This is a genomic window from Dysgonomonas sp. 511 (assembly GCF_010501105.1).
In the GTDB taxonomy this organism is placed as follows: Bacteria; Bacteroidota; Bacteroidia; order Bacteroidales; family Dysgonomonadaceae; genus Dysgonomonas.
Window position 1 is genome coordinate 58402 of sequence record NZ_QVMQ01000011.1, and the last position, 18675, is coordinate 77076.

Genomic DNA, 18675 nt, shown 5'->3' on the forward strand with positions numbered 1-18675 from the left:
ACTAAGAAACTAAAACCGGAAGGACTATAAGATACCCTTATTCAGAAAAAGGTTGAACTGCTCGCGGTAAGTATCCGATACGGGTATAAGCGTTTTGCCGAAAACAATGCAATTACGCTCCACGGTCTTCACTTTGTCGAGGTTTACAATAAAGGAACGGTGTACCCTCATAAAAACATGGCAGGGAAGCTTTTCGGCTAATTGCTGGATATTCATCAGCGAACTAACGGGTTCGCTTTGTCCTTCGAGAAAGAACCTGACATAGTCTTTCTGGTTTTCGATATATAGAATATTGCTGTATTCCAACTTCTTGTACTGGTATCCCGATTTCACGAATATGCTTTCGGCAGAGATATTATTCATCACTTTGAACCAGTCTAAAGCCCGGTTTGAAGCTTGCAGGAAATCGACATAGCTTATTGGTTTCAGCAGATAATCGAGCGCGTTTACTTTGAAGCCTTCTATAGCATACTGGTCGTAGGCGGTAGTGAATATTATCTTGATAGAGGCAGGTAATGTCTTCGAAAACTCCATGCCGTTTATCTTCGGCATATTTATATCGAGGAAAATGAGGTTGATACCGCCTTCGTTGATTCGGGGCAAAGCATCTATCGCACTATTATATACTCCTGCCACGTCTAGAAACGGGGTTTGGAGAGCATACGACCTCAACAGGTCGGCAGCCAGCGGTTCGTCGTCGACTATAACACATTTCAGTTTCATTCAGCCCGTCATTTTAGGGTATCGAATCCAATACGTAAAAGTACTGAAAAGCGGTCTTTATCTTGTTGTACTATCAATTCATGCTTATACGGATATAAGAGTTCGAGGCGTTTGCGAAGGTTTGCAAGCCCTATGCCGGAGTTTTCGGGCTCTATCTTATCCTTCACATCACTCATCGAGTTTTCGACCGTGCAAAGCACGCCATTTTCTTTGTCAACCAATATTTTTATATTGATAAAACTATCCGTGCCATTATTTATGCCATGCTTAAAGGCATTCTCGATGAGGGTAATGAATAAGAGCGAAGCTATCTCTACATTGCAATTGTCATTCTTTATAGAGACATCCAACTTCATATTCGGACTCATGCGAAGGCGCATCAGGTCGATATAATTCCGGGTAAACTCAAGTTCCTTGTCTATAGGAACAAACTTCCGGTCGTTGTCGTACAATATATAGCGCAGCAACCCGCTCAGCCGGTGGACTGCATCCTGAGCCTTGGTAGTATCTACAGCTATAAGCGAATAGATATTGTTCAGGGTATTGAATAGGAAGTGAGGGTTCAACTGGCTTCTGAGGTTCTTCAAGTCGGCTTCGAGCTGTGTAGCCTTTATTGATTCCAGATTAATAGAATCCCTGTACCATCGCATTGTCGCCTTCACTGCCACACTCATCCCTACGGCAAGTATAATAAGGACATAATCGCCTAATATACGCATCTCGTAAGGAGGGCGGGGTATATTCGGCTCCCGTCTTCTCATTGGGATAACAGGAGGCGGACCGGCAAACAGTTTGAACAAAATGTTTTGTAAGGGCACTGCCAAGATTATCAATAAGACATTGATAAGAATATAGAACGTGACCTTCCTCTTAAACAGGAACTTATCTATTAAGATGAAATAGTTGATATAGAACAGGGCTATCAATATCCCCGTACGGATCAGGTAACCTATATAATGCCAGTTCTCTGATATGCCGCTTCGCGACATCACCAGAAAAGGAATAACCAAAACGACTATACAAAACAGTATATGTATAACCGGAGGAATGCCTTTCTTTATTTCAGGTTTTATATTATTCATATCTAAGCGCTTCTATAGGGTCGAGGTCGGCAGCTTTCTTTGCAGGATACCAACCGAAGAATATTCCGGTGGCCGAACATACTACAAAAGACAAAATTATGGTATAAATCTGAATATCAATGGGCCACATCAATATATTTTTCACGACATAAGCACTGGTTATGCCTAGAATGACTCCGATAACCCCTCCTGTAACGCTCAGCAGGATGGCTTCTATAAGGAATTGCATGAGGATATCAATGCCTTTTGCGCCGATAGACATACGCAGTCCTATCTCGCGTGTACGCTCTGTTACAGACACATACATAATATTCATAATGCCGATACCGCCTACGAGCAACGATATTCCGGCAATGCAGGCAAGCAATACGGTCATCATATCGGTGGTCGAGCTCATCATAGAGATCAGCTCCTTCTGCGAGCGGACGTTAAAGTCGTCTTCCTCCCCTACTCCTATCTTATGGCGTTGGCGCAGTATTTCCTCGATGCCTGCAATGGCATCTTCCGTTGCATCTTCGCTGACAGCCGATACGGCAATGGATTGTATATAGGTAATAGCCAGAATGCGTTTCTGGACGGTAGTATAAGGAGCGAGAACGAGGTCGTCCTGATCCATCCCCATCGTATTATCGCCTTTGGATGTCAGTACACCTATCACCTTCATCGGAATCTTGTTGAAACGGATAGTCTGCCCTACAGGGTCTTCGCCATTGGTGAAGAGGTTCTCTACCACAGTCTGCCCTATCACGCATACCTTAGCCGATGTCTTCACATCGGTATCGGTAAACATACTACCCTGATCTACCGAGTATTTACGGATATCCAGATACAAAGGATTGACACCGTACATAGATGTAGGGGCATTGTTGGCGCCGAATATGACCTGTCCCGAAGCTGATACTTCGGGTGTTGCCGCACTTATGTATTCGGCCTGCAAGGCTATGGCTTCGTAGTCTTCCAGTTTCAAGGTCTGCATACTGCTGCCACTCTGGCGTACGCCACCGAATTGACCGGTACCCGGACGGACGTTTATCATATTAGACCCCATTGTGGAAATCTGATCCTGGATGCTCTTTTTAGAGCCTTGCCCGATTGCAAGCATGGTAATAACTGCCGCTACCCCGATGATGATTCCGAGCATGGTAAGGAATCCCCTGAACTTATTGCCATTCAGGGCGCGCAGGGCTATCTTAAACAGATTGACTATATTCATGATTATTACTCTTCTTTTGGCAGGGTTTCGAGTACCGATTTAGCCGATTTGATCTCCTTGTTGCAAGTATCGGACTTTATCCGCCCGTCGCTGATAACAATAGTACGGCTGCTGAAATCTGCCAGTTCGGGATTGTGCGTGACAAAGATAATGGTGCGATGCTCCTCCTGGTGCAACTTCTGCATCAGGGTAAGTATTTCGAAAGAAGTACGGGTATCGAGGTTTCCGGTAGCTTCGTCGGCAAGGATTATAACAGGTTCGTTGACCAACGCACGGGCAATAGCAACACGCTGTTGCTGCCCTCCCGACATCTGGTTCGATTTGTGGTTGAGCCTGTCGCCCAAACCCACTTCGGTCAATGCCTTTATTGCTCTTTCGCGCCTTTGCTTTGCCGATACGGATGGATTGTACATCAGGGGAAGTTCGACGTTCTCTACGGCTGTAGTCTTAGCCAGAAGATTGTACGACTGGAATATGAACCCGATCTTGCGGTTGCGCAATGTAGCCCTGTCGTTCTTACCCATCTTGCGCACCGATATGCCATCCAGATAGTATTCTCCGGCAGTGGGAGTATCGAGGCAGCCCAACATATTGAGGAGAGTGGACTTACCCGAACCGCTCGTGCCCATGATGGTGACAAACTCGCCTTCGTATATCGTAAAGCTCACCCCACGCAAGGCATGGACTACTTCTTCGCCAACGATATAGTCGCGCTTGATATTTTCGACCCTAATTATCTCTTTCTTTTGCATTGTATTCATCTCCGATGCCTTTCCATCACTTTTTCTGACCCGGGCGTTTGGGCATAAACGGACTCGATTCTCCACCTGCTCCGTTCTCTGGCATTGCAGGAGTATGCTGCGATACTCCGGTAACGACTTCGGCGCCTTCTTCCAGCCCATCCAATATCTGGATATTGATGCCATCGCTCGTCCCTATACTTATATTGCGCTGGTTTATAGTATTACCTGCCTTCACCCATACCGATTTTTTAGCAGGTGATAAGGACTCGTTTTGCTCTACTGTAATATCGCCCAACTGCTTCATAACCTCAGGATCGGGGCTAAACATCATTGCCTTTGCCGGCATAATCAACACGTCGTTTTCCTCGAGGGTATATATATTGACATTGGCCGTCAAACCGGGCTTCAGCTTCAAATCGGGATTGGGGGCGTCTATTACTACTTCGTATGTCACCACGTTCGATGTGGTAGTAGCTTCGAGCCTTACCTGCACCACCTTTCCCTGAAATTCATCGTTGGGATAAGCATCTACGGTAAACATCACCCGTTGCCCTTCTATTACCTGCCCTATATCGGCTTCGTCCACATTGGCTATAACGCGCATCTTGGTCAGGTCGTTGGCAATGGTGAACAATGTTGGCGTACTGAACGATGCAGCCACCGTTTGCCCTTCTTCGACCGCCCGCGATACGACCACACCGTCTATCGTTGAATAAATGGTGGCATATCCCAAATTAGTCTGTGCCTTGAATACTGCTGCCTGCGACGAAGTCACCGCCAGTTTAGCTGTTTCGTATGCTGTTTGCACATCTTCCCAGTCGGCTTTGCTTATAGCCTGTTTCTCCCACAATTCCTTATTGCGGTTATAGGTTCTTAGCTGCTGAGCGAGTTCGACCTTTCGCGATTGCAAAGTTGCCTGTGCTGTTTCTAGTTCAGAGGAAAGCATACGCTTGTCCAGTTCGGCAATTACCTGTCCGGCTTTCACCTCCGAATTGAAGTCTACATAAATCTTGGATATTACACCTGAGACTTGCGTACCTATTTCAACCAGCGTGATAGGCTCTACCGTCCCGGTAGCTGTGACGCTAGTGGTCAGATTACCCTTCTTTACTTTTTCGGTTGTCAGCTTCAAAGGAGCCACCTGGTTCTTCGGCCAGAAGAAGAAGGCGAGTACGGCCAGAAGAAGTATTGCTCCGATTATCAGATATTTCTTTTTCGATGTGTTCATTACCTATATGTACTTTATAATGTTATTTCTTTTCCCTGATAGAAACTTAATAGTTTCAGGCTTAGCAATGCAGTATATTTAGCCTGCAATAGCTCCTGCAATGCATTCGCATAATTATTTTGCTCGGTTGTAAGCTCCACAGTGTTGCGCATGCCCAGTGCATATTGTTCCTTCACTAAGGTGTAACTCAACTCGGAAGACTTTAGCTTGTCTTTTGCCGCCTGGTATTTGCTTTGCCCCGAAATTGCATCCTGATAGAGATTCTCTATTGTTTTCGACAGGTCTTTCTGGGCTTGTATATAATCCAACTCGGCTGTTTGAATTTGCAGGTTGGCTTTCTGCACATTCGATTTATTCGTCCTATTGTCGAATATGGGCACGCTGACCGAAACCCCTATATATTGGTTGAAGTTCCTGTTCACCTGTGTGGAGAAAGCCGGAACATCGCCATTCCATATATTGCTAGTCCCCAAGCTTCCATTTATGGAAACGGTAGGCAAGTATCCTGCTTTTGCTGTCGATTTGCCCACTTGTGCGATATCAATACCCAGCTTATTTCCTCTTATTTCGGGCATGATAGACAACGCTGTCTGATAGACTTCATACTTGGAAGGGATAAACACTTTGATCTGTTCATCACCAATTTGAGGGAATACGACATCAAGTTCGTCTTCCATATCCATTTCAAGCAATTGTTTGAGCTGTAACAGATAACTATCGTATGAGTTTTGTGCGAGAACAAGATTGTATTTATCGGAGCTATATTGCGCTTCTACCTGAGCATATTCTGCACGGGTAATACTTCCGGCATCGAGGAAATCCTGCGTTTGTTTCAACTGGGCTTCGGAGGAGGCTACAATGTTCTCATTATTCTTTATCGACTCGCGGGCATATAACAGTTGCAGATAAGTCTGGGTAATGGATATTTCTATATCGTTTTGCTGCTGCTCCATAAACAGTTCGTCAGCCTCTTTCTGCAATCCTGCCTGCTTGATATTATTCAGGTTCTTCTTGCCGTCGTACACAGTCCAGCTTGCATTTATACCGTATTGCCCGTTGAAAATCCCTTTATACTTATAACCGTTGGCATCCTGACGAGAATGGTTATATCCTTGAGAGACGCTTGCACTCAGGCTGGGAAACAATCCTGCTTTCGCCTTCTTCAAGTCAATATCTGCACTTTGTACTGATATCTGGGATTTCTTCACCTGAATATTCTCCTGACGGGCATAATCAATACAATCTCTCAACGTCCATTTTTTTTGAGCTGAGAGATTGCATGAGAAACCAATAATGATAACCAAAAGAACCAATCTATACTTAACCTTCATTTCCTTAATATCTATTATTCTTATTACTTCAAAATAAGCATTGGGTAATCATCCGACAAAGCACATTCGACAGAATGCCTGTTTTTATCGACAGAATACCCGATTATTAAGATTGTGAAGGGGTATAAATACTACAAAGAAGATGTCCTTAATTACCTTTGGGACACCTTCTTTGCCTGAGTTATATTATCAACGGGAATATTATTTCTTTACGACATCAACGTATTCGGGATGCCGTTGTATATAAGCTTTTGTATAAGGACATACAGGGCGTACCCTATAACCGTTTTCCCTTGCATAGTCGAGCAAGGTTTTTGTCAGTGCGGCAGCAATACCTTTACCTTCGAGTTCGCGGGGAACTCCGGTATGGGTTACGACCAGCACATCGTCTATTTTGCGATAATCGACAAGAGATATAAGTCCTTCTATTTTAGTTTCGAAGCGGCTCAGCTCCTCATTGTGTACTACATTGTATTCCATAAGTTTGTTTTTTATTATCCACTACTCATGTAATAACAAGCTTGAGGCTCTTTTAGTTTCCTCCGAACGAAAAACTTACTGGAATATACATCGGCGAAGCCACAGTCTGCCCTGCAATAAGGAAAGATGGCTTGAGTTGCAAAGATACTGTTGATGCTTTGTTGCCCAACCCGAGGAAGTTTTTGGCGATATCTGTAACTGCCTCCTTCGAGTTGTTCTTCATCAGTTCTGCCAAGTCGAGGCCAATAGTTAGCGGCAATGTCTGTGTTTCTCCGGCATTGATGTTAAGCGATTGGTTTACAGAACCGGTAGTAAATTGTATATTGTCGATACTGATTATATATTGCAGCCCGTGCAGCATTGCTGCCGACTGGTTGGGGTTCTTCACATTGAGGTTGAGTGTAAAATCGAGGGGGATGGAAGAAGCCGTACCCGAAAAGATAGACGTGACTTTAGCTATGTTGGTTACCGACAATCCGTTCGATACATTGATGCCGGATATGGTAAGTTTCGATATTGATTTATAGCTATACTCGCAATTTATTATATTGTAGGTACTTGTCAATCCTTGCTTTACAGAATCGCAACCTGTCAATGTTGCTACAAGAAGCAGCAAAACAATAATTCTCTTTGTCATGTCAAATAGTTTTTGTGTAGTTTATTTATATTAATGTATTGTAATCATTGTAGCACCATAGCCGTATTCGCGGAATGAAGCATCCTGAAAATAGGCTGATTTATAGGTTGTCTTCAACTCTTTAAGTATTGCACTTTTAAGCACACCATTGCCTTTGCCATGAATGAAGACTATCTTTTGCCCTTTATTCCGCTTATTTTCGTCCATTACTTCCCTGAACTTTGTCAGCTGGTAGTCTAATATGTCGGCAGGAGACAATCCATTCGTATTATCTATTAATTCATCTATATGGAGGTCTACTTCCAGGATGGCTCTTTTCTCTCTTTGGGGCAAAAACTGTATATGGCTTTGTGTTTTACTATCGGAATGGCTTTTTTCGCGCATCGCACGCTCTATTTCTTCTCCCGATATGGTCATCTCTTTTTCCGAAAGGTCGCGGCGCACTACCGGATAGATAATAGCGTTATCTTCGAAATAATCATTCTCCCTGAAGCTATGCAGCTTGTAGAATTTCACGGCATCGAGTTTTATTTCCACCGAATAAGTATTCTTCAACGAAAAAGGCTTATCTGTTTTATAGGCTATAAATTGCAGGCATATACGCTCCAAGCCGTTCAAGTCGGTTTTATCAAACTCTTCGAGGAAAAGTTTTGTATTAGGCTCTATTACCCCTACATTGCGGCTTACCCATCCCTGCCGGTTGCGGCTCATGTAATTGTACGACAGGTAATAGTTGCTGTCGTTTACCAGATAGCATTCGTAGCCGGAAGAACTCAGGTTTTTTATATCGAGCGGCAAATAACCGAGAAAAACAGACAATTGCTCGCCTTCCTTCGTTTCCTCAGGATGATAATCTTCCTGCGGCTTTTCCTGTTTTGCGGCAGAAACCGGGGCGGGCGGGGTCACAGGTTTCGCCGACTGGCGCACTTGCATATCGTTGGCAGGCTCGATAAGCACTACTTCGCGGATAAGGACAGGTACGTCGAAGCCGTCTTCATCTTCTACGAGTACTATATCTTTGCCTTGAAAACCTTTTACGATTCCTCCCCCCGTTGTATTCAAAAAACGGACTTTATCTCCTATTTTCATTCTTTTTGTATTTCCTGTTTATGTATAAGATCTCTTATTAGTGAAAAAGACTCTTGATTTATTTAACGAATAATCGCCGGATTAAGTATATTCTTTACGGCAATGAAACAAATAGAGCGCAAAAAAGGACTAACGAAAAACTCGTCTTCGTCAATCCTTTCAGTTTATTCCCTCGAAACTCTGGATAATCCCCGGTCAATACTCGTCTTCGTTAAAGAAGAAATCACATCATATATGTATTTCATTATCAATTAATTAAAATTATCAGTGAATACAGAGTGAAATCTATTAAACTCTAAAAATCCACGAAAAGAGATAAATCGCTATTTATCAATAAAATAAATATTTTTAACTTTTCTGATCCAAAGATATAGTATTATCAAATATATAACTTATAATAATTAGTTAAAATAACCATTTATAATTTACGTATTTTATCAACTGTCTGGACTAAAGGCATTTATGTATAATTTGGATTGAAAATAATTTGTGAGATTAAGATATTTTGTTAATCTTTGTAGTATAATTCAATCATATATCAAAGTGTTGGTTTGATTGAAGGATTTATTGAAAAAACGAAAGCGTTTAATATTACCTGCACTCGAAACTTGGTAACTTTCATGCAACAGGGTAATAAGTCAATCGCTCCATGTCTTTATATCGTATAGGCGTGGGGCTGTTGCTTATTCTGTTGCAGGGTATACCAAGACCTCGAGGCAAGTAAGTTAACAGTCTTCACGCTTTCTTTATTTTACAAAACTGCGCATTTGGAGCTGATGGGCAAATTGAACGTATTTCGTTATGAAAAAACTTTTTATGCCACTGTTAATGGTATTTGTATGCGTGAGCATTTATGGGCAAGACACCAGAAATTCATGGCAAGCCAATGTCTTGTATGGCTCGAAAATTAAAACAGCAGGATTTGGGTTAACCTTTAATCTTACAGGAAAAAAGCATGAGTTCTCCCCTTCTATCAATCTTTACCTTAAAAAGGATGGAGTAAATCTTAAGGAAATCAATTTCGATTACCATAGATTGTATGGAATTGGGAGTAAAGTCAAAGTATTTCCTATTATTGGTTTTGGTCTTAACTCTTGGGAAGGCAGTGGCCAGGAAAACGAAACAAAGTATGGTTTAAATCTAGGGCTTGGTGGTCGTTATGACATCAATAGTCGATTTCATGCAGGTTTCCAATACAAATACAGTGCAATGAGTGAATCAGGCTCACAAACTGTCCCTATGCTTACAATAGGCTATAAACTTTAATCACAAACTGAATTTATATATAAAATTATGAAAAAGAATTTACTGTTTATATTATCAATATTTGTTTTTAGTATCTCATTTGTGGCTTGTAGTGACGATGATGATGATGTTTTTGAAAATGGCTCCACATCAACAAGTTTAAACATTGATGGTATTTCTGTTTCCACAAGTTCTTTCTTGAGCAATATTTCTTATTCTACTCCTAATTTAACAGGATCAGCAAGTTTAAATATTTCTATATGGTTAGGCGATGATAATGGTAACAATGAAGATGTTGAATATGGTATATTTACTATAAGTATTTTAAAAATATCTTTGGAAGATATACAAGTAGGAGATAATTTAGCGAATAATAAGAACTACGATGTTAAATTACTTTATCAAAAGGAAAATTATTGGCTTAATAATTTATTTGTTCCTAACGAAGAGAAATATGACAAATATAAAGGACAAGCTATTGTGACTGAATTTGATAAGTCTTCTCAAATAATGAAAGTGGAATTCAAGAATATTATTTTGCCTTTAAATAGGAATTGGTATCCTGATTATAATTATTTGATGAAAGTAAATGGTCATATAAAATGTAAAATTGAAATGGATTAAATCAGTTTAATCTTTTAGGTTAAGTTCACACAAATAAGAATGTATCAATAAGTCTATTTATAGATTATATTGATACATTTTTATTTTCACACAAAATTATCACAAATATATGATAATCATCTTTTGATGATCATTTTTGTCGTATGGAATAAACAGGATAATCTTCACGCCTGATTTTCCATGTAAATAGACGATTTTACGAAAATTACGAGTAACGCAGGTGTCAATCACTCCAATACGGACCAATATTTTAGAAGGCTTTTACTGATCTTTTGGCGATGGGTAGACGAAAGAGCTTTTCCAAAATTAGGATTTTTATCGCCCTTTAATGCCTCGCTTATCTTTTGCTTATGTTCTTCTGACAGCTTTCTATTTGTTCTCATGGATTATTGTAGTTTAAATACTTATTGATATTGTTATTTATCTTATTTATAAATATTTCATGTTTATATTTTACCTCTTTATATTGATTAATAATACTGTTTTTTATATTATCAAAATTTTTAATATTATTGGTTTCATTTTCTGAATGTTGAGGTAGTAATATTGTATCTGGGAGGGTAGGTTGTAATATACCCTCTGAGGGTACAATATCAATAGTTGGAATAAGAGAAACTTTATCTCTTTTCCTCTTATTTGTTCCATTTTTATAAATGACAATAATCCTATCCAAATACTCAGAGAACATTTCATGTAAGAACTGAGCATTCATAATATCATCAAATGAGATAGGTTTCTTATGCTTCTTTATATAGCGATGTATTTCATCATACGTTAATCTTACTTCAATACGAAACAGCTTACTAAATTTAGAGTTTTGCTCTTTATGATAATCATTGATATACTCTTTTTTCGATTGTTTGATTTCTTCAGTCTTATTATAACATGACAATTCAAAAGTTCCTTTTTTATTCTTAATAAGGATAGACCTTATTAAGTAAGGGTTATTTCGAGAGCCATGATTATAATAGGTTATTTCTCTAATAACTTTGTCACGATCCTTTATCATTTGACCAAATAATTTGACCGTATTATCTTTTGCTCGTATATTTTTCCTTAGTACATGCTCAATATCATAATTATAACAATCTATTGAAACATCAATCTTGTTGAAGTTATTAATCTCTAAATTTAGGTCTTTTAAAGCCACTGGCACACATTTCAATGTATTGTTATAGAATACCTCATTTAACACAGTAAATCGAATAAGATTATCGAATAATGCTCCATACATATTAAAATCAATACTTCCTATCTGCTTATCTTTATATAGGACTTTGAAAGAGTGCTTAAATCTCTTAGCTGGGTCTTGAAAGCGTATTAGCTTTGTTTGGTTAAATTGAAATTCAGGTTCAAAATAGTAATTTGGATTGCATTCTACTGCGTAATTGAAATTGTCTTCTACTGTTGATTTGCAGCAAAATACTAACTTATCTAATTGGATTGTTGCTTTTGGGTACTGTTTTCTTTTCTTCTCATTTGTCATTGATTTTAAATTTATACTCTTATTATTTTTAGGTACACTATGGTACAGTCTATATATATCTAAATATGTATTTATTTAAAAAAAATAATCAATAGTTAACAATAATATTTTTTTTTAAATGTTGTGCCGGTCCGATTCATTCAATTATACAAAATCACTTTTATAAAGTGTCAAAATTTTTTCTGGAATTTTTTTGAGGAGGCATTCACAGGATAATGCCCCTTATATTTAGGGGGTAGGGTTTTTGAAAGTTGGAGATAGATGGATACCTAGGGCCAATTTCTATTTTTGTTAAAATATCATTTGTTTTTAGAAAATAAAAAAGGTATATTTGTTTTAGTCGCTTTCTGATGATGGAAGTGCAATAATTATGGTACAGCTTGGATTTGTGAAAATCCATGAATAATAAAGTTGCTAAATTTAAAATAATGAGCACTTTGATTGCAGTTCATAGCGATGAACTAAACGAACTAAAAGAAGAGATAAAAGATTTGAAAAATTTATGTTCAATCCTAATTGAACACACTAAAAATAACATTGTAAAACCATTTTATACCAATAAAGACCTTCCTGCACTCTTGGGCGTGGGTCAAAATTGGATAAAAAAGTATAGAGATGAAGGTTATTTGCCCTACACTCAGGTAGGTGATAAATTTCTATACAGCTATGAAGATATAATGTACTTTTATCAGAAAAATCGTTTAGAAGCATTTGCTTATGATTAAAATAAAGATTGGCTAAAAGCCATCAGGAAGGAAGTTGAAATCGAGTTTGGTTTCAACTTCTTCTTTTATGGTCTTAGGTAAAAATCTTGCATATTTATCTTCGGGAGTGTAATTATATCTGAAACTCTCAAACCTGTGTGTACAGAGAAAAGGAGCATATCAATAAAATCTTTTGTCCTGTTATGTAGATTGGGATACAACTTTAACAATGCTATAAGTTGTTCTTTATTCAGATATTTGACATCCCCATCTTCTCTATCAATTGATGTTTCATCAATGGGGAGATAATTTTTAGAAATTAAATATACCATCTCTGCACTTGCTAATCCTTTAATTGAGGCAAGTTCTAATGTCTCTTTTATTGGTTTCAAGGCTTTATTAATCGTTACAGGCTTATTATTTTTGTCTTGCTTATGCTTTATAAATTTATTAATCAAGTCTATATCTATTTCGTTGCAACTTATATAATTTTCGCCTGTTACTTCTCTTACAAGCTGACGAAATAATCTTAATTGACAGAGATTGTTTTCATATGTGCTGTAACCTATTCTATTTTGAGAATAATTTTTTTCTTGCAATTGATTTGCCATAGTAAAAAACTCATTATCCTCAACCTTTCCTAATGTAGTTATTGGTTTTCGTTGAACTATAGCTCTTAAGGTTTCAATACTTAATCTTCGTTTAATATTGCCTTTTGTTCTGTCAAGGTAATCAATAATAGCTGCATCAATACCATTTTTAAGCTTGGATAATTGAGCATTGATACGATTATAGTTTGGAACAGTCCCTTTTACTTTTTGATTCTTATCGTCCCATTCTGAGGGCTTAAACTTATATTCTGTGGTAGTTTTTGCAAATTTTCTATTCAGACTGTACTCTAAATATAAGGTGTATTTACCATCATCTTTGCTTTGGTCTGTACGAAGTTTAAATTTCCCTGTTGGCCTATCAGCTTTCTTTCTACCCATTACTATGTATTTTTTTAGGAATATTACCCTTTTTAGGGTTGTATTTAGGGTAACAAATATAGCAAAAAAGGGCATAAAAAAGAGATTAAGGTAATTTTTTGTTACCCTAATCCCCTGTATATATGCTTTATTTTAAAGCGTTTTACAATTTTTTGACGTCAATACTCGTCTTCGTTAAAGAAGAAATCCTCCTTACTGGGATAGTCGGGCCAGATATCTTCTATTGTATCGAATATTTCGTCCTCGTCTTCTATCTCCTGTAGGTTTTCGATAACTTCGAGCGGCGCTCCTGAGCGTTGGGCATAATCTATCAGCTCATCTTTTGTTGCCGGCCACGGGGCATCTTCCAATTTCGATGCTAATTCTAAAGTCCAATACATAGTATCTTAAAGTTTAATTGTTATTCTTGATCATCTATATTTTCCGCAAAAATAGGATATTATTTCTTATATCAAAGACTGATCCCAAAATATTTCACTCCCCGTTTTATTACTCTCTTTTCGAGCCAGAAGGAAAAAGTAGTCGGAGAGCCGGTTTACGAACATCATAATATTTTCGTCGACCGGATATTCTTCTTTCACACGGTAAATGCAACGCTCAGCCCTGCGGCAAACTGTGCGGCAAAGATGCGCCCTCGATGCGGGCTCGTTACCTCCCGGCAATACAAACTGGCGGAGTGCCGGCAACTGGCTATCCATCATGTCCATTTCGGTTTCGAGCAAAGCGATATCCTTATCGCTAATAATGCTTGCAGCCTTGGGCGATATGGCCTCTGTCTCCGTAGCCAGGTAAGAGCCTACTGTAAATAGTTTATGCTGTATATAGCGTAGCCGCTCCCTGTCGCTTTCGTCGCTTATTGTTTCTAACAAGAATCCGACAAACGAGTTCAGTTCGTCGACAGTACCGTATGCCTCAAGCCTTATGTGCGCTTTTGGCACACGTTTGCCCCCTACCAGAGATGTAGTCCCCTTATCTCCCGTTTTGGTATATATCAAGCTCTTCTTCATCTTTCTCAGGTTTTTAAAAACTAATCTGGTAACTCCATTTATACAGTTTCTTATCGAAAAACAAAATCCCTATATTAAACAAGTCGAGAACCGCAGTGCGGCCATCCATGTTAATAATTTCTTTCCATAACGCCTGACACCTTTTATTTGTTCGGATTCCCTTAACAATTATAAAAGTTTTTTCAGACGAATGATATTCAAGGCATCTGATTAGATCAGACTTAAACAACCTGAAATGGTTTAAATCGACATATATACAATCTTGTTTTTTATCTAAAAATGGCAATTCCGACGCTTTGAGCAACTTTATATTTCTCGGCCATTCGCTATATAATGTTTCTGCTACACGACCTTTATCCTCCGATGTTTCGATACAGGTACATATGCTGTCGGCAGAATGGGCAGTAAGGCATAATGTATTCGCACCAAAGCCGGAACCTATTTCCAATATATTTTGGGCTTCGAAATAGTTCATCAGGCGAAAAGACAGCAGGTTGGCCTTGGTCAGCTTAAGGTTTTTGTCTCCATTTCTTTGCAATACTTCTTTTATATCATCATAGGCATGGTAAGGAGCCTTCTCTTCTATCACCTTTGTTATCAGATTGAATACAAAAGGCGAATGTATGCCATGCCCCCTATGATGGCGTATTTTATATAGTATCCTCAGCCCTGTACGAGAGAGCTTGTATATACGTGGCATATCAAAACAACTTAATGTAATATGTCAACTTAGCCGAAATAACCCTGTTTGCCGAACGCGGAAAATAATCTGATTTACTATTACTGTATATGTCTCCCAAGCCAAAAGTGTAACGCCCTTCGAGCATAAAATTGCCGATGCCCGTCCGGAGTTCGAGTCCAAGTCCACCCATCAGCCCGTAGTCTATTTTACGGTCGGCATTCCGGTAATACTGGTGTGTAACAAATCCGGGCCCCATGTTGCCGCTCGAAAGATAATCCGACAATTCTTTGTTCATTTCCTCACTCTCGCTTATCAGGTAACTCAGCTTTGGCCCCAGATTGAATACGAAACGCAATTTACGTCCAAAATAGATATGGGTAAGTACCGGCAATTCCAGATACGACAATTTATGCGTATGTGCATACTGGCTTTGCTCGGGCTCTTTCGAAAAGTCCTGCTCCCATCCCTGCTGGCTGTAATTAAGTTCGACAATGAATCCGAGATTCTTCTCGGAGAGGTATCTCAAAGCCAGCCCTCCGGCAAACTGTTGGGTGTTTTTTGTAGAAAGGGAGGCCCCTCCTTTTGCCTTTTCAAAATCGATAGTGGAAAAAGTAGGCCCAAATCCGACACCGACGTTCCATTCCGGTTCGAACTTTTTACCCTTATCCTGCCCTTTCACCGGAATAAAAAAGCAAATGAACAATAATAATATTAATATATCTTTGCAGGTCATTTACTTACATCTGTTTTCGCAACACTACCATTCGACTTGAACTGGATAAAATACAATCCCTTATTCACAAAACCGGAATTTTTATCGTCTTTATTCTCAAAATGGATGGCCGATTGCAAAGTTGGCACACTAAATCCTTTTATATGAGGGCTGAAATCGCTGCCATACTTATTCAAGGCAGAAAAGAAATACAGGCCTGTATCGTATCCCAGATAGGCGTATTTAGGGAAAGAATTTATAATTTCCTTATTATACCATTTCTTGTATTCCGATGCTACTTCCTGCACTGCCTGGTCTTGCTCGTTCAGGTAAAATATGCTATAAATGTATGAGTTATATTTTTGCAGGTCGGCAAGATGCTGTGTATATGTCTGCCATTCGGGATAACCGAAAAGTGTGAAAGATTCTCCCGACAGGGTTTTGGCAGAAGATAGTATTTTTCGCAAAGTAGCTTCCGAAGCCGAAGTAGGCACCAGAATGTTCTTTTTGAAGATATTCAATGAATTTTTTATATCTGCCAACAGGTTGTCAGACCCATCAATAGTCTTGAATGTAACCGAAGATTCGGTAAGGGCTTTCTTCAATTGTTTTACAAAATCCTCCTTATCATTCTTCGAGCCCGACTCCGAAACAAATACTATATTATAATCATTAAACTGCTTAATGAAACCTGCATTTATTTCATCATACAGATTGGAGTGGAGGCTGGTCATTTGGTACAACGAAGGGGTGGATAACATTTCTTTCGATGTGCCGAACGGAATAGCATATTTTATTCCCGTCTTTTTCGAGAAGGTTGAAATTTTAGCGATTTGCTCTTTCGAAACACCGCCGATTATCAAATGGAGGCTTCGCAGTTCTGCTGTCTCCAACAGGCTTTCCAGCCGTTCTGTACTGCTGCTGTTGCCTATGTCGAATGTATATACTTCGGCGTTCAACCCTTTTTTCTTCAATGTTTCCAGAGAGAGCAGAAATCCTTCGTAATATTCTATCAGTTTATCTTTCTTTATATTACCCTTTTCTTCGAGGAAAGGCAATAGGATACCAACCTTAACGGTTTCGCCGCTAGAGGCAAATGGAATATCCAATACACTCGTCTGGGTTCCATCATTCGTTCTGATCACCGAAGCTGTAGTTGTAGTACCTGCCGTATTTTTGGCTGGTATATTTATAATATTGCCTTCTTTCAATACACCACCCTCCAGTTGAGGGTTTGCACCGAGCAATGAGGCTACCGGCACATCGTATTTTTTTCCGATGCCATACAGCGTTTCCCCTTTACCTACCTTGTGTGTAGTGGGAGAGGCTGTAGTTGCGGTGACTGTCGCAACCTTTGTTGCAACTGTAGCTGTATTTTCGTAAACCGGTATCTTTATTGTTTTACCAGTCCTGAATGTAGCCTTGTCGAGCCCGGGATTTGCATTTCTAAGTTCATTTTCCGAGATGCTATACATCCTGGATACAGAAAACAATGTTTCGCCCGATTCTATCAAATGGTTGCTGTGTCGTGCAGCTTTTCTCGATTTCTTTATTTTCAGCTTATCGCCTTCTTTAATACCCTTTGCGGCCTTCGGATTCAACTCGTATATTTCCTCCACTGTTGTTCCGTGTGCATTAGCAATACCAAACACCGTATCGCCTTTTTTTACTGTATATGTGATTATTCCGTCTTGTGGTGTAGAAGTATAATACCGTCCGTTTGTGTTTATCTCTTCATTTGCTGTCAATATACTTGCATTACTCAGCAGGCAAGAGGCAGTAAGGATGAAGAAGAATGTGAATAAATTTTTAATCCTCATATTCAATAGTATTTGTTTAAAAAGCAAAAATACAAAAATGACATTATATTTTGTTATAAGATTTTTATTTATAACTCTCCCATAATCCGGAGTGTACAGTTTCCCTGCAATTATTTATGAAATCGGGCATATTCTCATCAGTAAGGTCTTCGGTCGAAACAGGTTCGTGCACGATAAGCTCCAATGTACCGGGATTCAACAGGTATGTCTTTATCTTCATCAGGTCGTAAGCTCCGTTTACTGTAACGGGCACTATGGAGAGGTTCATTTCTTTAGCTATAATAAAGGCTCCCCGTTTGAAGCGTCCCATTTTTCCGGTCTTTGTCCTGGCTCCTTCGGGAAATATGACCATCGATGACCCTTTATCGAGTTGAGCTTCGGCTTTCTCGATGGTTTCTTTCATTGATTTCAGGCTCGACTGATCGACAAATACGTGCCCTGCAATCTCGGATGCCTTTCCGACAAACGGTATTTTGCGAAGTTCCTGTTTTTGTACCCATTTTATATTTTGCCCCAGGTATCCGTAGATAAGGAAAATGTCATAAGCGCTCTGGTGGTTAGGGATGAAGACATACGATTTTTCGGGATCGAGCTTCGACTTATGAGTCACTTTTATCTTACACAGAGCCAACCTGCATGCCAGTTTGCCCCACAAATGCGGAGGGTAATATCCCCAGAACTTAGAGTTACCTATCAGGCAGCCTATCATAACTGTAACGGCTGTAATGATAGTGGCTATGATAAATATGGGAGCAAATATAAACAGCTCGTACAAAAATAAAACAACCTTCTTCATAAACGCGATTTTATTCGATTTTACAAAAATACATTTTTTTAATAAAGAGAGTATCGAAAAAGTATCTTTATAATTCAGATATGA

22 protein-coding genes are annotated in these 18675 nt (G+C 39.3%); 4 read left to right on the forward strand and 18 right to left on the reverse strand.

The window, feature by feature from the left end; all coding sequences use genetic code 11:
* Positions 1 to 24 precede the first annotated feature (24 nt).
* The 9 genes from D0T57_RS06375 to D0T57_RS06415 all read right to left on the reverse strand — a co-directional run bounded on the left by D0T57_RS06375 (position 25) and on the right by D0T57_RS06415 (position 8526).
* Positions 25 to 723 carry a LytTR family DNA-binding domain-containing protein gene (locus tag D0T57_RS06375; RefSeq protein WP_163272032.1) on the reverse strand — a complete coding sequence of 233 codons (699 nt, stop codon included), beginning with the start codon at positions 721 to 723 and terminating at the stop codon, positions 25 to 27.
* 8 nt (positions 724 to 731) lie between these two features.
* Positions 732 to 1805 (reverse strand): sensor histidine kinase, encoded by a 1074-nt coding sequence (locus D0T57_RS06380; RefSeq protein WP_255490521.1) that lies wholly within the window; start codon positions 1803 to 1805, stop codon positions 732 to 734.
* Complete coding sequence (locus tag D0T57_RS06385) at positions 1798 to 3018, reverse strand: ABC transporter permease (RefSeq protein WP_163272033.1); 1221 nt, start codon at positions 3016 to 3018, stop codon at positions 1798 to 1800. The genes D0T57_RS06380 and D0T57_RS06385 overlap by 8 nt, the downstream gene beginning before the upstream one ends.
* A gap of 5 nt (positions 3019 to 3023) precedes the next feature.
* Positions 3024 to 3770, reverse strand: coding sequence for an ABC transporter ATP-binding protein (locus D0T57_RS06390; RefSeq protein ID WP_163272347.1), 747 nt, complete (start codon positions 3768 to 3770; stop codon positions 3024 to 3026).
* A 25-nt stretch (positions 3771 to 3795) separates the two neighbouring features.
* Complete coding sequence (locus tag D0T57_RS06395; RefSeq protein WP_163272035.1) at positions 3796 to 4989, reverse strand: efflux RND transporter periplasmic adaptor subunit; 1194 nt, start codon at positions 4987 to 4989, stop codon at positions 3796 to 3798.
* 14 nt (positions 4990 to 5003) lie between these two features.
* Positions 5004 to 6239 carry a TolC family protein gene (locus D0T57_RS06400; RefSeq protein ID WP_255490522.1) on the reverse strand — a complete coding sequence of 412 codons (1236 nt, stop codon included), beginning with the start codon at positions 6237 to 6239 and terminating at the stop codon, positions 5004 to 5006.
* 282 nt (positions 6240 to 6521) lie between these two features.
* Positions 6522 to 6800: a GNAT family N-acetyltransferase gene (locus tag D0T57_RS06405; RefSeq protein WP_163272039.1), complete on the reverse strand. Its 279-nt coding sequence runs from the start codon at positions 6798 to 6800 to the stop codon at positions 6522 to 6524.
* Between the two features lie 52 nt (positions 6801 to 6852).
* Entirely contained in the window at positions 6853 to 7437 is a 585-nt protein-coding gene (locus D0T57_RS06410; RefSeq protein ID WP_163272041.1) for an LEA type 2 family protein, read from the reverse strand.
* A gap of 30 nt (positions 7438 to 7467) precedes the next feature.
* Positions 7468 to 8526, reverse strand: a complete 1059-nt coding sequence (locus D0T57_RS06415) for a DUF2027 domain-containing protein (protein ID WP_163272043.1) — start codon at positions 8524 to 8526, stop codon at positions 7468 to 7470.
* Positions 8527 to 8628: 102 nt separating this feature from the next.
* Here D0T57_RS06415 and D0T57_RS06420 point away from each other — a divergent pair, with 102 nt between their 5' ends.
* The 3 genes from D0T57_RS06420 (at position 8629) to D0T57_RS06430 (ending at position 10395) form a co-directional block, all read left to right on the forward strand.
* Positions 8629 to 8781 (forward strand): hypothetical protein, encoded by a 153-nt coding sequence (locus D0T57_RS06420; protein ID WP_163272045.1) that lies wholly within the window; start codon positions 8629 to 8631, stop codon positions 8779 to 8781.
* A gap of 546 nt (positions 8782 to 9327) precedes the next feature.
* Positions 9328 to 9792: a hypothetical protein gene (locus D0T57_RS06425; RefSeq protein WP_163272047.1), complete on the forward strand. Its 465-nt coding sequence runs from the start codon at positions 9328 to 9330 to the stop codon at positions 9790 to 9792.
* A 27-nt stretch (positions 9793 to 9819) separates the two neighbouring features.
* On the forward strand, positions 9820 to 10395 hold the full coding sequence (locus tag D0T57_RS06430; protein WP_163272049.1) for a hypothetical protein: 576 nt from the start codon (positions 9820 to 9822) through the stop codon (positions 10393 to 10395).
* A 227-nt stretch (positions 10396 to 10622) separates the two neighbouring features.
* On the opposite strand, the gene D0T57_RS06435 is transcribed toward D0T57_RS06430, so the two are convergent.
* Complete coding sequence (locus tag D0T57_RS06435) at positions 10623 to 10778, reverse strand: NUMOD3 domain-containing DNA-binding protein (protein WP_163272051.1); 156 nt, start codon at positions 10776 to 10778, stop codon at positions 10623 to 10625.
* On the reverse strand, positions 10775 to 11881 hold the full coding sequence (locus tag D0T57_RS06440; RefSeq protein WP_163272053.1) for a hypothetical protein: 1107 nt from the start codon (positions 11879 to 11881) through the stop codon (positions 10775 to 10777). Before D0T57_RS06440 ends, D0T57_RS06435 begins: the two co-directional genes overlap by 4 nt.
* 398 nt (positions 11882 to 12279) lie before the next feature.
* Between D0T57_RS06440 and D0T57_RS06445 the strand changes: the two genes are divergently transcribed.
* The gene (locus D0T57_RS06445; RefSeq protein ID WP_163272055.1) at positions 12280 to 12606 is read left to right on the forward strand and encodes a helix-turn-helix domain-containing protein; all 327 of its coding nucleotides are present in this window, start codon (positions 12280 to 12282) and stop codon (positions 12604 to 12606) included.
* 65 nt (positions 12607 to 12671) lie between these two features.
* Here D0T57_RS06445 and D0T57_RS06450 read toward each other — a convergent pair whose 3' ends face one another.
* The 7 genes from D0T57_RS06450 to D0T57_RS06480 all read right to left on the reverse strand — a co-directional run bounded on the left by D0T57_RS06450 (position 12672) and on the right by D0T57_RS06480 (position 18591).
* Complete coding sequence (locus D0T57_RS06450; RefSeq protein WP_163272057.1) at positions 12672 to 13574, reverse strand: phage integrase SAM-like domain-containing protein; 903 nt, start codon at positions 13572 to 13574, stop codon at positions 12672 to 12674.
* A gap of 158 nt (positions 13575 to 13732) precedes the next feature.
* Positions 13733 to 13954 (reverse strand): DUF2795 domain-containing protein, encoded by a 222-nt coding sequence (locus D0T57_RS06455; RefSeq protein ID WP_163272059.1) that lies wholly within the window; start codon positions 13952 to 13954, stop codon positions 13733 to 13735.
* 66 nt (positions 13955 to 14020) lie between these two features.
* Complete coding sequence (locus tag D0T57_RS06460; RefSeq protein ID WP_163272060.1) at positions 14021 to 14581, reverse strand: cob(I)yrinic acid a,c-diamide adenosyltransferase; 561 nt, start codon at positions 14579 to 14581, stop codon at positions 14021 to 14023.
* Positions 14582 to 14594: 13 nt separating this feature from the next.
* The gene (locus D0T57_RS06465) at positions 14595 to 15281 is read right to left on the reverse strand and encodes a class I SAM-dependent methyltransferase (protein ID WP_163272062.1); all 687 of its coding nucleotides are present in this window, start codon (positions 15279 to 15281) and stop codon (positions 14595 to 14597) included.
* 1 nt (position 15282) lies between these two features.
* Positions 15283 to 15996 carry a porin family protein gene (locus tag D0T57_RS06470; protein ID WP_163272064.1) on the reverse strand — a complete coding sequence of 238 codons (714 nt, stop codon included), beginning with the start codon at positions 15994 to 15996 and terminating at the stop codon, positions 15283 to 15285.
* Positions 15993 to 17795, reverse strand: coding sequence for a LysM domain-containing protein (locus D0T57_RS06475; RefSeq protein WP_163272066.1), 1803 nt, complete (start codon positions 17793 to 17795; stop codon positions 15993 to 15995). Before D0T57_RS06475 ends, D0T57_RS06470 begins: the two co-directional genes overlap by 4 nt.
* Positions 17796 to 17859: 64 nt before the next feature.
* Positions 17860 to 18591 (reverse strand): 1-acyl-sn-glycerol-3-phosphate acyltransferase, encoded by a 732-nt coding sequence (locus D0T57_RS06480; RefSeq protein ID WP_163272068.1) that lies wholly within the window; start codon positions 18589 to 18591, stop codon positions 17860 to 17862.
* Between the last annotated feature and the right edge of the window lie 84 nt (positions 18592 to 18675).

Bases quoted from the DNA above. Each gene is read 5' to 3' on its own strand.
- D0T57_RS06375 (WP_163272032.1), bottom strand. From the start codon at position 723: ATGAAACTGAAATGTGTTATAGTCGACGACGAACCGCTGGCTGCCGAC.
- D0T57_RS06380 (WP_255490521.1), bottom strand. From the start codon at position 1,805: ATGAATAATATAAAACCTGAAATAAAGAAAGGCATTCCTCCGGTTATA.
- D0T57_RS06385 (WP_163272033.1), bottom strand. From the start codon at position 3,018: ATGAATATAGTCAATCTGTTTAAGATAGCCCTGCGCGCCCTGAATGGC.
- D0T57_RS06390 (WP_163272347.1), bottom strand. From the start codon at position 3,770: ATGCAAAAGAAAGAGATAATTAGGGTCGAAAATATCAAGCGCGACTAT.
- D0T57_RS06395 (WP_163272035.1), bottom strand. From the start codon at position 4,989: ATGAACACATCGAAAAAGAAATATCTGATAATCGGAGCAATACTTCTT.
- D0T57_RS06405 (WP_163272039.1), bottom strand. From the start codon at position 6,800: ATGGAATACAATGTAGTACACAATGAGGAGCTGAGCCGCTTCGAAACT.
- D0T57_RS06410 (WP_163272041.1), bottom strand. From the start codon at position 7,437: ATGACAAAGAGAATTATTGTTTTGCTGCTTCTTGTAGCAACATTGACA.
- D0T57_RS06415 (WP_163272043.1), bottom strand. From the start codon at position 8,526: ATGAAAATAGGAGATAAAGTCCGTTTTTTGAATACAACGGGGGGAGGA.
- D0T57_RS06420 (WP_163272045.1), top strand. From the start codon at position 8,629: ATGAAACAAATAGAGCGCAAAAAAGGACTAACGAAAAACTCGTCTTCG.
- D0T57_RS06425 (WP_163272047.1), top strand. From the start codon at position 9,328: ATGAAAAAACTTTTTATGCCACTGTTAATGGTATTTGTATGCGTGAGC.
- D0T57_RS06430 (WP_163272049.1), top strand. From the start codon at position 9,820: ATGAAAAAGAATTTACTGTTTATATTATCAATATTTGTTTTTAGTATC.
- D0T57_RS06435 (WP_163272051.1), bottom strand. From the start codon at position 10,778: ATGAGAACAAATAGAAAGCTGTCAGAAGAACATAAGCAAAAGATAAGC.
- D0T57_RS06440 (WP_163272053.1), bottom strand. From the start codon at position 11,881: ATGACAAATGAGAAGAAAAGAAAACAGTACCCAAAAGCAACAATCCAA.
- D0T57_RS06445 (WP_163272055.1), top strand. From the start codon at position 12,280: ATGAATAATAAAGTTGCTAAATTTAAAATAATGAGCACTTTGATTGCA.
- D0T57_RS06450 (WP_163272057.1), bottom strand. From the start codon at position 13,574: ATGGGTAGAAAGAAAGCTGATAGGCCAACAGGGAAATTTAAACTTCGT.
- D0T57_RS06455 (WP_163272059.1), bottom strand. From the start codon at position 13,954: ATGTATTGGACTTTAGAATTAGCATCGAAATTGGAAGATGCCCCGTGG.
- D0T57_RS06460 (WP_163272060.1), bottom strand. From the start codon at position 14,581: ATGAAGAAGAGCTTGATATATACCAAAACGGGAGATAAGGGGACTACA.
- D0T57_RS06465 (WP_163272062.1), bottom strand. From the start codon at position 15,281: ATGCCACGTATATACAAGCTCTCTCGTACAGGGCTGAGGATACTATAT.
- D0T57_RS06470 (WP_163272064.1), bottom strand. From the start codon at position 15,996: ATGACCTGCAAAGATATATTAATATTATTATTGTTCATTTGCTTTTTT.
- D0T57_RS06475 (WP_163272066.1), bottom strand. From the start codon at position 17,795: ATGAGGATTAAAAATTTATTCACATTCTTCTTCATCCTTACTGCCTCT.
- D0T57_RS06480 (WP_163272068.1), bottom strand. From the start codon at position 18,591: ATGAAGAAGGTTGTTTTATTTTTGTACGAGCTGTTTATATTTGCTCCC.